This window comes from Gordonia sp. LMA167, assembly GCF_058130025.1.
The window spans coordinates 4,450,763-4,464,859 of record NZ_CM176708.1 but is presented as its reverse complement, the minus strand read 5'-3'; the positions used below and the strand labels follow the sequence as shown (position 1 = coordinate 4,464,859).

The following is a 14,097-nucleotide window of genomic DNA, read 5'->3' as shown; positions in this document are numbered from 1 at the left end:
TTGAGGGCTACTTGGAAGCGACTTGGAGGGGCGGTCCAAGTCGCGAGCGGGTTGGTCAGGCCGACGGATCAGGGCAGGTCGGGGGCATAGCCGTGATCGATCGCGAAGGCCTCGACCCGCGCATGGACGGCCATCGCCTCCTGGCGGGCCGCGACCCGCCTGGCCTCACGCAGGGTGTCGAGAACCACTGCGCCGGGCTGTTCGGTGGCGTGCTGGAACTCGGCGCAGACCAGCAGCCGATGAGCATCGGGGTACCGCTGCCCGGTGCGCTCGGCGAACGAGTGTGCCTTCTCGAGCAGCGCCGGGACCGCATCGAGACGGCCGGCCGCGATCATCGCCTCCGCGTGCAGGGCAAACCACAGTCCCACACCCGTCCGCTGCGGATTTCCCGGGTGCTCCAACCGGTCGATGTTCTCGAGCGCTTCGTCCGCAGATCCCGCCAGTGCACGTGCCCACCAGTAGATCCGCTCGCCGCCGCGACGCAGATACTCCAGGGCGGTGTGGCCGGAATCGGACACCAGTCGTCCACCCACCTCGCGCGCCCAGCCGACGTCGCCTGCGATCGCGGCCGCGGTGACGGAGAAGATCGCGGTACCGAGGTACGACATCGGCTCGTCGGGCCCGGCGTCGATCCGTTCGAAGAGTTCCCGTCCGACGGCTGTCCCGGTATGCAGGGTCGCCGCGAGCGCCCGGAAGCCGCGGGCGATCATCAATTGGTCGTTCTGCAGCCCCTCGATCGTGGCACCGAGTGGCGCGTACTGGTCGAGCAGTCGAGATGCCTCACCGATCCGGCCGCGGTCGAACAAATCGATTCCGGCGGCCTGCATCCCGAGATGAACGACCACAGGGTTCTCGGAAGGTTCTGCACGCGCGGACAATTCGTCGGCGTAGCGATGAGACATGCGGATCTCGGCGACCTGTGAGTGCGCGGCGAAGCGTGCGTAATCCAGCTGCGCGAGCAACTCCTGGTTCTCGGTCGCCTCGCCGAGTTCCCGGGCGCGCCGCAACAGATCACGATCGGCCGCGAAATAGCCGTTGCGTGCGACGTCGCTCGCCAGCAGAGTACGGATCGCCTGCAGCTCGATGTCGTGCTCTCCGATGGCTTTCGCGAGACCCGAGGCATCGGTCAATTGACGGGCCGCGGTGTCGAAACTGTAGCTGCGCAGTGCGATTCGGCCGGCATCGAGCAGGGCCCGGGCAGTTCGGGCACGATCGGCGAGTGGGCCGGCCGCCCAGAGATGACGGGCCCGTTGTGTGGCCGCGGCGGCAGTGCTCGAGTCCTCGAACTGGTCGGCGAGCGCCAGGTGTAGTCGGTACGCCCGGGCAGCCCGGACGCGGCCGAGGATCGCCTCCCGGATGAGGTCGTGATCGAAGCCGAAGGCGAACGGATCGTCCCGCTCGGTCCCGATCAGTCCGGCGGTCTCCGCGGGCTCGAGCGTTTCGAGGACCTCGTCCACCGGCCGTCCGGTTGCCCCGGCCAGCAGGGAGATGTCCACACGACTGCCGATCAGGGAGGCGACCTCGAGTAACTCGACCGTGGCGTCGGGGAGTGGGCGAAGCCGCTCGCGGACCACATCGCGTACCCCCGCCGGTACCGAGTTGTCGGGGATGCTGCCACGATCGGCCAGGATGCGGGCCAGTTCACGGACGAAGAAGGCGTTTCCACGCGTACGTCGGGCGATCGAGGCGGTGGTGCCCGCCGCAGGCCACTCGTGGGTCTCCCGGCGGACCAGTTCGGCGATGTCGTCGTCGGACAGCGGTCCCACCTCGATGCGTCGATGTTCGGGAAGGCGGGCGAGGGCGGCGAGGGTGTTCGTGACGGCCGATCGACGGGACCGTGTACGCAGCGTGGCGAAGAAGGTGACACCGGGAGCACGACGGCTTGCCATGTGGACGAGGAGTTCCAGCGACGCACTGTCCGCCCACTGCAGGTCATCGAGCACGATGACCAGCAGCTGTGCTGCCGCGACGCCTTCCAGGAGGTTCGCGGCCTCGTCGTAGAAACGGAATCGCGCGGTGGAGTCGGGCATCTCGCGCGGGGGAGGAATGACGGTGGTGCCCTGGGTGACCATGCGGCCCAGGTCGTTGTCGAGCAGGTCCGAGCGATGATCGGGATGTATCTCCGGTAGCACCGATCCGAGCACCTGAACCCACGGCCACATCGACGGCGCGGCAGCATCTTCGACGCAGCGTCCCCAGAGGACGGTGAGATCCGCGGCGGCTGCCGCGCGTCGTGTGGCCTCGTCGAGCAGTGCCGTCTTTCCGGCGCCCGGGTCACCTTCGACGATGACGATCCCGCCAGGGCCGTGCAGGGACGCGAGCACAGCACGGTGCAGTACGGCCAGCTCGTCTGTTCTGCCGATCAGCGTCGGGGTGTGCTTCTCATCGGTCGCGGCGTTGGTCTCGGGGACTCGGATTTCTCGAGCTCGGGGCGTTGGTGATGCCTGATCGACTGCGGGAGAGGGCCGGCCGACAGACGCGGCGCCCGGGCGATGTGGTGTCTCGAGCGTCGGGGAATGGTCGAGGATGTCGCGTTCCACCGCGCGCAGTCGTGGTCCGGGATCCACGCCGATCTCATCGGCGAGAATCCGGCGCGCGTCGGCGATCGCGGCGAGGGCGTCCGATTGGCGACCGAGACGATACCGTGCCGTTGCCAGCAGAACCCAGAGACCCTCGTCCAGCGGCGACCGACGCACCGCTTCCTCGAGTTCGGTGACGAGGGCCCGGTGCTCGCCCAGCTCCAGCCGGACCTCGAAGGAGAACTCCCTCGCCTCGGTGATGGTGCGATCCAGATGCGCTGCGGCTTCGTCCCGGAATGCCAGACCCTCGAACTCCGGCAGCAGGGGCCGATAGGTCGCGAGCGCGGTCTGCAGGGTTCTCGCTGCCGCGTCTGCGCCGCCGCTCCGATGGAGATCGTGCGCGTCGGCGATCGCACCGACGAGTCGTCGTACGTCCACCTGCGCCACGTCGGCGACCAGCGCGTAGCCGGCCCCACGGGTGACGAGGACCATCGACGGGCTCCGTGGTTTGCGGTCGGGCTCCAGAGCCTTGCGGAGGCCGGAGATGTAGGCCTGCACGGAGACCTCGGCCCGGTCGGGTGCGCTCGAACCCCAGATGCCGTCGATCAGTCGGCCAACGCTGACCGGATCACCGTCGGCGAGGATCAGCTGCGCGAGGACCGCGCGTTGCTTGCGCGTGCCGAGTTCGACGGTCTCGGAATCGATCTGCGCGCCGAGGCCGCCCAGGACGGTGTACGCGAGCCGAGCCACAGCGAGAGTTTAGTCCGGATCGTCCTGGGTCGCCCCGGATCGGACGCGTAGCCTGACGACATGTTCGCCTCCGCCGATGCGAGTACCGTCTGCGACGTCGACGGCGGTTCGTGATGGGTTTCACCCGCGAGCAACTCCTGTCGTACCGCGGCGTCGAGGTGGCCGATCTGATCGGCGACGACTGTCGGTTGCTGTTCGTCGGCATCAATCCCGGTCTCTGGACGGCGGCGGTCGGGGCGCACTTCGCACGGCCGGGCAACCGGTTCTATCCGGCTCTGTACCGATCGGGCATCGTCGACCGGCTTATCGACGCGTCCGACGGCATGTCCGACGAGGACCGGGACCTGTTGTGCAGCCGTGGTATCGGCATCACGAACGTGGTGGCGCGGGCAACGGCGACTGCCGCTGAACTGTCGGCCGACGAACTGCGTACCGGCGGTCGGCGGCTTCGCGAGACGGTCGAACGCGTCGCGCCTCGGGTGGTGGCGATCGCTGGGATCACGGCCTATCGCTCGGCGTTCGACCTACCTCGCGCCGTCGTCGGACCTCAGTCCGAAGAGTGGCACGGTGCCGCGGTGTGGGTGGTGCCCAACCCCAGTGGCCTCAACGCACACGAAACCGTCGAATCGCTCGCCGCGGCCTATGCGCGGGCGGCGCGGGCTGCCGGAGTTCTGGGGTGAGCTGTCACATGTCGGTCGACGAGATGATTCGACGACGCACGGAGAGCAGCTCCACCTCCGGACGGCCACCGGCGAAACGCTCGACCGCGTCGAGAACGTCGATGACATGCGCCCGGTCGGCGGCCACCACGCCGACCCCGATCACCGTGCGCCGGTGTACGTCGAGAAAGCCGACCTCGGCGGTCGAGACAGCGAACCGTCGCCGAACCTCGGCGACGATCGGCCGGACGACGGACCGCTTGTGCTTCAGCGAATGCACATCGCCGAGCAGGTAGTCGAGTTCTGCGAAACCGATCCACATCGTGGTGCCGATTGTATCGGCCGGCCGCTGTGGGACAGGAACAGCTCCACTTGTGGTCCGGGCCGTTGGGGCGACCCCCGATCCCTGGGGAGGCCCCGTTCGCTGGGGAGGCCCCGTTCGCTGGGGCGACCCCGTTCGCTGGGGCGACCCCGTTCGCTGGGGCGACCCCGTTCGCTGGGCGACCCCCGATCCCTGGGGCGACCCCGTTCGCTGGGCGACCCCGTTCGCTGGGGCGACCCCGTTCGCTGGGCGACCCCGTTCGCTGGGGAGGCCCCGTTCGCTGGGCGACCCCGTTCGCTGGGGCGACCCCGATCCCTGGGGCGACCCCGTTCGCTGGGGCGACCCCGTTCGCTGGGGCGACCCCGTTCGCTGGGGCGACCCCCGATCCCTGAGGAGGCCCGGAGCGCTAGCGGAGGGCCGTCACGAAGGGCGCCCTTCGTGACGCGTCGCTTGTTCCTCGCGAGGCTCCTCGGGGATCGGGTGGGACGCGTCGCTCGTTCCTCGCGAGGCTCCTCAGGGGCCGGGTGGTGACGTGTGGTTTGTCCTGATGTGGCTTGTCTGGGGCCGGGTGAGTACGCCGTCAACGAGTCAGTCGACGTGGATAGAGCAGATGCGCCAGATCCTTCTTGGCGGCGACGGCGCGGGCCCGGTCCTGTGGTGAGAAGCCGCCGGCGGTGGGGCGTTGCGGGATCTGATCAGGATCGTCGACGACGGTCCAGCGTGAACCGGACGCCGTGAGCGAATGGTGCTTGGTGGCGTAGTAATCGGGGCGGCCGATGATGGCCACGCCCGAGTCACCGGCGGCGGCGGCGATCAGATGTGGATGGAAACGCGTGCTGATCCAGGTGTCGCCCCGCCCTACCGGTAGCCCGGAACGCCACACATCGAGGAACGGTATCCGGGTGGACCCCTGCAGACGGTCGGCCAACCGGGTCGGGATCTCCAGGTCTCGCCCAGGAATTCCCTCGACGACCGTCACGGCCTCGCCCGGGACCTGCCACGCGTCGAGGGTGTCGTGGACGAAGCGGGTGAGAGCGTCGAGCCCCGTGGTCCCGTTCGCGGCGAACTCCTCGGTCAGGTCGGACTGCAGGCACAATGTCACGCCGTCTCGTGGAGATCCCATGTCCCGGGACGGCGGGGCAGTCAGTTCATCCACCGCCAGCCAGGCGTCGTCGCCGGTCCGCCGCCGGGCCGTCGCGCCGTCGAGAGCATCGGCTGAGGCGGCGTCGCGCACGTCGAACACGGTGAACACGTCGGCCGCGTCACGAAGGACCGACCATCCCGGTCCGTCCAAACGGGGGAGCAGCCCCTGACCGGTGGCGTATGCGACGGCACCGCTGGTGCGGACCAGTTCGGCCGCGGCAGCCACCAGCGAGACATGGTGTGGCCAGACCTGATTGAGGTATCCGCCACCCAGGAGATGCACCGACGAGGCGCGCCGGAAGACGTCGACTCCTTCGGCGAGTCGCGGTGCGGGGCCGAAGCGGGTCGCCGCCTCGGCGACCCAGGTCCACGGGATGTCCGGGTCCGGACCGTCGGTGCGGGTACGGTCGGCCGCGTAGTTGGTCAGCTGCCACAACGTGTCGACGAATACGGCGCCGGGGTGAATGCCCCGGAGCAGCAATGACGCCTGGCCCGGACTGTGGCAGTCGAGGACCACCATCGCGCGTGGGCGGGCGCGGGCCAGGTGCCGCAGCCATGCCCTGGCGATCACCTCGTCACCGTAGTTCGGAAACCCTGACGGGCCGATGAGGTAGATGATCTCCCGTGAACTCAGTCGTTTGCGGATACGGGCGATGGCGTTGGCGGGCAGACCGGGCGCAGGCACCCACGGGATGTTACCCACTTCGGCGGGTGGGCCGACGCCGTCGTCAGTGATCGCTGCCGAGGAGTGTGGCGACGTGATCCGGGACGTACTTGGACAGGGACCGAGGAGGTCGTCGGTAGTTGCCCGAGTCGATCGGTTTCTTGGGTAGATCGACCTTGTTCCTCGGAACGTCTTCGTATTCGATGGTGGACAGGAGATGAGCGATCATGTTCAGTCGCGCGTGCTTCTTCACGTCCGACTCGACGACGAACCACGGACTCAGCGCTGTGTCGGTGTGGACCATCATCTCGTCCTTGGCTCGCGAGTAGTCCTCCCAGCGGTAGACGGCCTCGAGGTCCATCGGGCTGAGTTTCCACTGGCGCACCGGATCGTTCAGGCGTGAGCGGAACCGTTTGAGCTGTTCCTCGTCAGAGACCGAGAACCAGTACTTGCGCAACAGGATTCCGTCGTCGATGAGCATCTGCTCGAAGATCGGGGTCTGACGCAGAAAGCGGGTGTGTTCCTCGGGGGTGCAGAAACCCATCACCTTCTCGACACCGGCACGGTTGTACCAGGACCTGTCGAACAGGACGATCTCGCCCGGTGCCGGCAGGTGCGCCACATAGCGCTGGTAGTACCACTGTCCACGCTCACGATCGGTGGGCGCGGGCAGCGCGGCCACGCGGGTGACGCGCGGACTGAGATACTCGCTGATCCGCTTGATCGTCCCGCCCTTGCCCGCGGCGTCGCGTCCCTCGAAGATCACCACCACACGGGAACCCGTGGTGCGCACCCATTCCTGCAGCTTCACCAACTCGGTCTGCAGTCGGAAGATCTCGGCGTCGTAGACCTTGCCGGAGATCTTCTTGGGACTCTTGTCACCGTGCGACTTCTTCGCCATGAGGACAGAGCTTACGTTCTGAACCCTCAGGCGGGGAGGAGGTCGCCCACCGCCGCGATCTCGTCGGCCAGTTCGGCCACGGACGCGTCGATCCGTGCCCGGGAGAACTCGTTGATGTCGAGCCCCTCCACGATCTCCCAGCGACCGTTCACCGAACGCACCGGGAACGAGCAGACGAGTCCCTCGGGCACACCGTAGCTGCCCGGCGATGGGAGAGCGGCCGACGTCCAGTCGCCGTCGGGCGTGCCGAGGACCCAGTCATGAACGTGGTCGATGGTCGCGCTGGCCGCCGACGCCGCCGACGACGCGCCGCGGGTCTCGATGATCGCGGTCCCACGTTTCGCAACCGTCGGGATGAAGTCGTCTTCCAGCCAGGCGCGGTCCTCGGCGAGTTCGGCGCCGCTGCGCCCGGCCACACGGGCATGGAAGATGTCGGGATACTGGGTCGGGGAGTGGTTGCCCCACACCGAGACCCGACTGATCTCGCGGGCAGCGCAGTGTGCCCGATGGGAGAGCTGCGCGATCGCCCGGTTGTGATCGAGGCGGGTCAATGCGGTGAATCGTTCCGACGGGATGTCGGGTGCGTGTGCAGCAGCGATCGCAGCGTTGGTGTTGGCCGGGTTACCCACCACGATGACCCGGAGATCCTCTGCGGCAACCTCGTTGAGGGTTGCACCCTGCTCGGCGAAGATGGCCGCATTGGCCTGCAGCAGGTCCGCACGTTCCATTCCCTTGCTGCGCGGCTGCGCCCCGACCAGCAACGCGAAGTCGGTGCCGTCGAACGCTGCGCGCGGATCATCGTAGATGTCCACCGAGGACAGCTGTTCGTACGCTCCGTCGTCGAGTTCCATCGCGGTGCCGACGGCAGCCGATACCGCGTGAGGCAGTTCGAGCAATCGCAATCGGACAGGCTGGTCGTGGCCGAGCATCGCGCCTGCCGCGATCCGGAACAGTGCCGCATAGCCGATGTGGCCGGCTGCGCCGGTGACGGTCACCACGGCGGGAGTGATCGAGGACATCGGATCCTTTCGACGGTTGCGTCCGGGTCGTCAGCCGGTGCGCACGGTGGTCTCGGTGAGCAGCACGGTCTGGATCGGGCTCGACAGCGTCAGCACCGGCCCCAGCACATGCCAGGTCAGGGGCACAGAGGTGAATGAGGCGAGCCAGCGGTCGGACTCCGATCGCGGCGGCGGGCACGCCATCCTCGTCGATGCGAGCGGGCCGATGCGCATCTGGTCGCCGGTGATCGTAGCGGTGCCGACGTGGCGATTGCACCCGGCATAGAGGCCGACGCGATGGCCCGGTCCGAACACGATACGCATCGGCCCGCCGCCGGGGATGGCGCCGCCGATGTCGGCCACCGATGCGTAGCTGCGGCCGACGAACAGGGAGTACGGGTCATCGGGGAGGACGGGTGGTGCCGGCGCGGGTCTGATGGGCGCGGGCGGACGGGGCGCGGGAAGCGCCGCCGCGGTTCCGGTCCCGATGGCGAGCACCATGACGATCGCGCTGACGATCGCACCGAGCAGCGACGCACCGGCCGCGGCCGTGGTGCTCCGCGGACGGGTGCCTGTTCCGATCGCCGCCGGCCGTTGTGGGATGCGATGATCGTTCCGGTTCGTGGCTGTTCCCTCGCCGATGGAAGCCATGCAGCCTACGGTAGCCGAACCGACCGAACAGGCGATGAACGATGACGCAATCGAACGTGTCCGCGGTCGCGGTGACCTGCCGGACCGAGTATCTGCGCCGACGCCACCTGATGGCGGCACAGGTGGCCGGGGTATGCACCGCGTCCGGGTTGCTCGCACTCGTCGTCCTCAATGCGGTCGGAGTCGACGGGCACACGACCGCGGGAGCGGTCGCGGGTCTGCTGGTGCTGTCGTTGGCGGCGGCCGCGGTCGGACACCTGAGTCCGCGGGGAGCGGTCGTGCTCGCGGTGGATTCCGACTCGGTGTATCTCGGCGACGAGGTGCGCGGCATCGTCAGTCGTCCGCTGGCCGAATTGCATTCGGTGTCGCTCGGGTCGATGGCGGAGACGACCGGGGCGGCCGGGACGGTGGTCGAAGACCTCACCATCACCGGGCGTCGGACACTGACCCTGGAGTTCGCGCACTCCACCGGCGATGGCCACGAGGAGATCTCCCGATGGCGGATCGGGGTCGTGGAGAGCGATCCGGCCGCGATCGAGGTGATCGCCCGACTGCGCAGGCAGGTTCCTGCACACCACCCTCCGGCACAGCACCCTCCGGCACAGCATCCTCCGAGGACGGAACCGCTCGTCGACACGACATCGACTGCTGTTCCCGGTGAACCGGGTCCGGCTCGATCGACCACACCGCGCGTGGCGGACGCCGGCAGCGACGAAGCGGCCGAACGACTGTGGGAGGACGCGACTCGTCGACACGACGGGGTGCTGCGTGACTACGGGACCTATGAGATGGCGCCACAGATGCTGCTGCAATTCCCCGCGGTCACCGACGTCACGTTGACGTCCGTGCAGGACTTCCACCTCGCGCTCGACGAGGCGACCGCGCTGCGAACCGAGCGCTACCCGGGCGATCGGGCGCGTGCCGACGCCTATCAGCAAGCGGTGAACACCTTGCGCCGGGCGTGGATCGCGTGTGAGACGAACGGCCGTCGGCTGGGGACGGGCTACCTCGCGTCCGAGGATCGGGACGACCTACGCCGCGCACTGAAGCTGTACGACCACGCCCGTAGCGGCGCCACGCCTGCCGAGCAGGTGACCTACTACACGAAGGTGCACGACATCGTCACCACACTCACCGATCGCGGCACCCTGCACCCGCCCGAACCGGCGATCGCCGAGCTGGCCGCGGCGACTCGACGTGCGATCGACGCGGGACCGGGTCAGTAGCCCTCTTCGAGGAATCGGCCATCCGGCGAATACGTCCCCGCAGACGCTGATTCTCGGGCCAACTCCACCTGGATGACCGGCTGTCCGTCGGGTTGGAAGATCGACGACATCTGGATGTCCACCGCGTCGGCATCGAAACGTTCGACGACGCCTCGCGCCATGGCGTCGCGACGTACCGAAGCGAACACCTCCGGCGACACGTCCTCGAAGGAGAACGACCCCGCGCCGCCGGTACCCGCATAGGTCGAGAACTCCGGGAAGGCTCCGGGTACGACCGTGAGCGTGCCGTATCGTCTGTCGTCGCTGAACTCCATCAGGACTCCGCCACTGTTCTGGATCTGCCCTGCATACATCGTCGGGGTGTTGTTCGCGGTCCCGCGGATCTCGAAGCGGCGCAGGATCTTCTGATCTGTCGAGAGCCCCGCGTCGGTCAGTGCGGCGCGGGCCAGGCCGAACGAGGCGTCGAAGTCGCCGGGATCGAAGAATGCTGCGACCGTGCCGTCGGCGCGGCCCTGTATCTCGACGTCGGTGATGCCGTGCTCTCCGAATCCGCCGACCAGGAGAACGGGTTGACCACGCACCGGCCGACCGACGGTGAATCCCGCCGGCGCCAGATCCTCGCCCTCGGCGGCCACCCGCGATTGCATCGTGGACGCCATCGCGGAGATGTCGGTGGTCGCGATCTCGGCGGCGCGGAAGGTGTCCGGCCGACGTTTTGTGGTCTCGGTGCGTTGTGGCTCCTGCCACCCGCGATCGCCGTACTTCCACAGGTTGACCGACTGCCCCGTGGTCGGGTCATAGACCTCGGCGCGCGATGTCTGATCGGCACCGAGCGAGATGCCGAGGATGTTGTCCGATGCCGACGATCCGAGCTCGGAGATCTGCCCGAGCACGTCCTGCAGGCGACCCGTGAGGTCCTTGACGATGCGATCGGACGTCGGGGTATCTGCGACGCCGCCGGTCATCGACGGCATCGAGAGGTCGACGTCCCACACCGTGCCGGGAACGCCGAACAGCACGGCGCCCGCAGTCGCGATCGTGACGGCGGGATAGAGCAGGGCCCGACGCCCCGGCTGGTCACCGAACTCCGGGACCTCGCTCGTCTCTCGCGGCGGGAGCGCGTCGGGCGGGACCGTACCGAACGGCCGCTCGACGAGGCTCTGGAAATGGCCCCGGCTCATGGCGGTGATCCAGCGTGCGTCATATGCGGTGTCATCGGGTGGCCGCAGGGTCGCGGTGAGCATCGTCGGTTGTAGGTCCGAGGCGGTGAGGCTGCTCCGCGTGATCGCGTTCACCTCGATGGGGACCGCCCGGTTCGACGTGCCCCGGCGGAACTCGGACAGCTCGGAGATCCGTGACGGGCGCGGCATGAGGGCCATGCCGACAAAGACCGCGGGTACACCGATGGCCAGGGCCACCCACCACGGATTGAATGCACCCACGCCGATACCGACGGCGATCAGGCAGCCGGACACCCCGGCTCGGAGAACACGCACGCCGGTCGAGCTCATCCTGGTGTCCTCCCCGGGTGGGACCGTCGTCGCTCACAGCAGTCGAGGTGATCATAGGAGCACCTGGCCGCGGATGGTCGTGCTCGCGGCGATCTTCGGTCCGGCCGGGTGGTTCGCGCGGACAGCGGTCTCGTGACGCGTACCGTGGACGGCGACCTCGGGGCACCCGCGGTCGGTTCGGGCGGGCCGCGCAGCCACGCCCGTCGCCGTGAGATCGGTGCCGCGACCAGTACACATGCGCGACACGCACAAGTGGAGGAGAAGTGTTTCGGTGGGCAAGCTGAGCAACAGTATGTGGCGACTCCTGGGTTCTCAGTCGTCCCGCAACCAATCGAAGTCGGTTGCGTTGATCAAGGAAGCCGATCGGCACACCACCTGGGCGACCGGTCTCGACGACGACGCGTTCGGGGCGGAGGCGCAGAAACTCGACATCGGTTCCGACCATGGCGATCGAGCAAGGTTTCTCGCCCTGGTTCGTGAGGCCGCCGACCGGACACTGGATATGCGCCCGTTCGATGTGCAGCTACAGGGCGCACTCCGTCTGCTCGAGGGCGACATCGTCGAGATGGCGACCGGTGAGGGCAAGACCCTCTCGGGTGCGATCGCGGCCATCGGATATGTGCTGCAGGGACATCGGGTCCACGTCATCTCGGTGAACGACTACCTCGCCACGCGCGATGCCGAGTGGATGGCGCCATTGTTCGCGGCGTTCGGTCTGACCGCGAAAGCGGTGTCGGAGAATTCCGATCGTGGCGACCGCAAGGCGGCCTACGCCGCCGACATCACCTATGGGTCGGTCAACGAGATCGGGTTCGACGTGCTGCGCGATCAGCTGGCGCTCTCCGCGGACGATCTGGTGTCACCGACACCCGACGTGGCGATCATCGACGAGGCCGATTCGGTGCTGGTCGACGAGGCGCTCGTGCCGCTGGTTCTCGCCGGGTCGACCGAGGCCGAGGTTCCCGATCAGGCCATCCACGACGTCGTCGCGCGGATGAAGAACAAGCACTACGAGGTCGACACCGACGGCCGCAACGTGACCCTCACCGAGGAGGGCGCAGCGTTCGTCGAGGAGGAACTCGGCGGGATCGACCTCTACGACGAAGAGCATGTCGGCACGACCCTCGTGCACATCAACATCGCGATGCACGCGCACTACCTGCTCGAGCGCGACGTCCACTACATCGTTCGCGACGGCGGCGTGCACCTGATCAACGCGTCGCGCGGACGGGTGGCCCAGCTGCAGCGTTGGCCGGACGGCGTACAGGCCGCGGTTGAGATCAAGGAGGGACTCAGCCAGACCGATTCGGGCGAGGTGATCGACACGATCACCGTGCAGGCTCTGATCGGTCGGTATCCCAAGGTGTGCGGCATGACCGGCACCGCGCTCGCCGCCGGCGAACAGTTCCGGCAGTTCTACGACCTGCTCGTCTCGCAGATCCCGCCGAACACGGCCAACATCCGTGAGGACGAGGCAGATCGGGTCTATGACACGAAGGCCAACAAGGTCGAGGCGATCGTCGCCTACGTCAAGGAGATCCATGAGACCGGACAGCCGATCCTGATCGGCACGCACGACGTGGCCGAGTCCGAGGAGCTCGCCTACTTCCTGGACAAGGCCGGCGTCCCACCGGTGGTGCTCAACGCGAAGAACGACGCCGAAGAGGCCAAGATCATCGCTGAGGCGGGCGTGCGTGGTGCGGTGACCGTCTCGACCCAGATGGCGGGCCGCGGAACGGATATCCGGCTCGGCGGTTCCGCCGACGATGACGACGCGCGCACCGACGTCGTGGAACTCGGCGGGCTCTGCGTGATCGGCACCGGCCGGCATGACACCGAACGCCTCGACAATCAGCTGCGAGGCCGTGCGGGCCGGCAGGGTGATCCGGGCCGGTCGGTCTTCTTCTCCAGCGTCGAGGACCCGGTCGTCACCAAGAACCTCGCCTTCAAGCGCGACCCGGTGTCGCAGGCCGACGACGGGTCGATGGGTGCCAAGGGCATCGACCTGATCGAGCAGGCCCAGCGCGTCGCCGAGGGCGTCATGCTCGAGTTGCATGCCAACACCTGGCGGTACAACAAGCTGGTGAACCAGCAGCGCGACATCATCGTCGCCCGCCGGATGCAGATCCTCACCACCGACCTCGCACTCGACGAATTGCAAGAGCGTGAACCCGAGCGCTACGCGCAACTGATCGGGACGGCGACATCGCCCGCGGTCGAATCCGAATCCACCGACCACGGCTCGGCCGATGACGCCGAGGCGTCGATGGACGAGAGTGGTCCGACCGACGGCGCTGGCGAGACAACCACACAGGCCGAGACCGGACCGGTCGAGACCGAACAGACCCAGACCGAACCGGTCGCCCCGACCGAGCCCGTCGAGAAGGACGTGTTGGCGCAGGCGGCCCGCGAGATCATGCTGTATCACCTCGACCGGGCGTGGGCCGACCACCTCGCCTTCGTCTCCGACGTACGCGCGAGCATCCACCTGCGGTCGTTGGGCAAGCAGAGCCCGCTCGACGAGTTCCACAAGCTGATCCTGGACGAGTTCGCCACCCTCCCGGGCCACGCGCTCGACAAGGCGTGCGAGACGTTCCGCGAGGCATCGATCACGAATGACGGTGTGGACCTCGGTACCGCGGATCTGCATCGGTCGACGACCACGTGGACGTACATGGTGCACGACAATCTGTTCTCGTCGGGTGGGGCGAAGACCTTGCAGGGCATCATCGGCATCTTCCGGTGAGTTCCGG

The 14,097-nt window shown here is 67.8% G+C and carries 10 protein-coding genes; 3 read left to right on the top strand and 7 right to left on the bottom strand.

The annotated features are described in order from the left end of the window. Positions 1 to 68 precede the first annotated feature (68 nt). On the bottom strand, positions 69 to 3,269 hold the full coding sequence (locus ACVT6V_RS20320) for an ATP-binding protein (RefSeq protein WP_489895921.1): 3,201 nt from the start codon (positions 3,267 to 3,269) through the stop codon (positions 69 to 71). Positions 3,270 to 3,382: 113 nt separating this feature from the next. Here ACVT6V_RS20320 and ACVT6V_RS20315 point away from each other — a divergent pair, with 113 nt between their 5' ends. Next, positions 3,383 to 3,949, top strand: coding sequence for a mismatch-specific DNA-glycosylase (locus tag ACVT6V_RS20315; protein WP_489895920.1), 567 nt, complete (start codon positions 3,383 to 3,385; stop codon positions 3,947 to 3,949). 4 nt (positions 3,950 to 3,953) lie between these two features. Here ACVT6V_RS20315 and ACVT6V_RS20310 read toward each other — a convergent pair whose 3' ends face one another. From ACVT6V_RS20310 to ACVT6V_RS20290, 5 genes are all read right to left on the bottom strand, one after another. Beyond that, the gene (locus ACVT6V_RS20310) at positions 3,954 to 4,250 is read right to left on the bottom strand and encodes a DUF503 domain-containing protein (protein ID WP_489895919.1); all 297 of its coding nucleotides are present in this window, start codon (positions 4,248 to 4,250) and stop codon (positions 3,954 to 3,956) included. A 580-nt stretch (positions 4,251 to 4,830) separates the two neighbouring features. Continuing rightward, positions 4,831 to 6,078: a polysaccharide pyruvyl transferase family protein gene (locus tag ACVT6V_RS20305; protein ID WP_489895918.1), complete on the bottom strand. Its 1,248-nt coding sequence runs from the start codon at positions 6,076 to 6,078 to the stop codon at positions 4,831 to 4,833. A 43-nt stretch (positions 6,079 to 6,121) separates the two neighbouring features. Next, the gene (gene ppk2, locus ACVT6V_RS20300; protein ID WP_489895917.1) at positions 6,122 to 6,958 is read right to left on the bottom strand and encodes a polyphosphate kinase 2; all 837 of its coding nucleotides are present in this window, start codon (positions 6,956 to 6,958) and stop codon (positions 6,122 to 6,124) included. A 26-nt stretch (positions 6,959 to 6,984) separates the two neighbouring features. After that, positions 6,985 to 7,977, bottom strand: a complete 993-nt coding sequence (locus ACVT6V_RS20295) for a malate dehydrogenase (RefSeq protein WP_489895916.1) — start codon at positions 7,975 to 7,977, stop codon at positions 6,985 to 6,987. Between the two features lie 30 nt (positions 7,978 to 8,007). Further along, positions 8,008 to 8,607, bottom strand: a complete 600-nt coding sequence (locus ACVT6V_RS20290; RefSeq protein ID WP_489895915.1) for an META domain-containing protein — start codon at positions 8,605 to 8,607, stop codon at positions 8,008 to 8,010. A gap of 41 nt (positions 8,608 to 8,648) precedes the next feature. Between ACVT6V_RS20290 and ACVT6V_RS20285 the strand changes: the two genes are divergently transcribed. Next, positions 8,649 to 9,833, top strand: a complete 1,185-nt coding sequence (locus ACVT6V_RS20285) for a hypothetical protein (RefSeq protein WP_489895914.1) — start codon at positions 8,649 to 8,651, stop codon at positions 9,831 to 9,833. On the opposite strand, the gene ACVT6V_RS20280 is transcribed toward ACVT6V_RS20285, so the two are convergent. After that, positions 9,827 to 11,344 carry a hypothetical protein gene (locus ACVT6V_RS20280; RefSeq protein WP_489895913.1) on the bottom strand — a complete coding sequence of 506 codons (1,518 nt, stop codon included), beginning with the start codon at positions 11,342 to 11,344 and terminating at the stop codon, positions 9,827 to 9,829. The genes ACVT6V_RS20285 and ACVT6V_RS20280 overlap by 7 nt on opposite strands. Before the next feature lie 271 nt (positions 11,345 to 11,615). Here ACVT6V_RS20280 and secA2 point away from each other — a divergent pair, with 271 nt between their 5' ends. Next, on the top strand, positions 11,616 to 14,090 hold the full coding sequence (gene secA2, locus ACVT6V_RS20275; protein ID WP_489895912.1) for an accessory Sec system translocase SecA2: 2,475 nt from the start codon (positions 11,616 to 11,618) through the stop codon (positions 14,088 to 14,090). Positions 14,091 to 14,097: the final 7 nt, after the last annotated feature.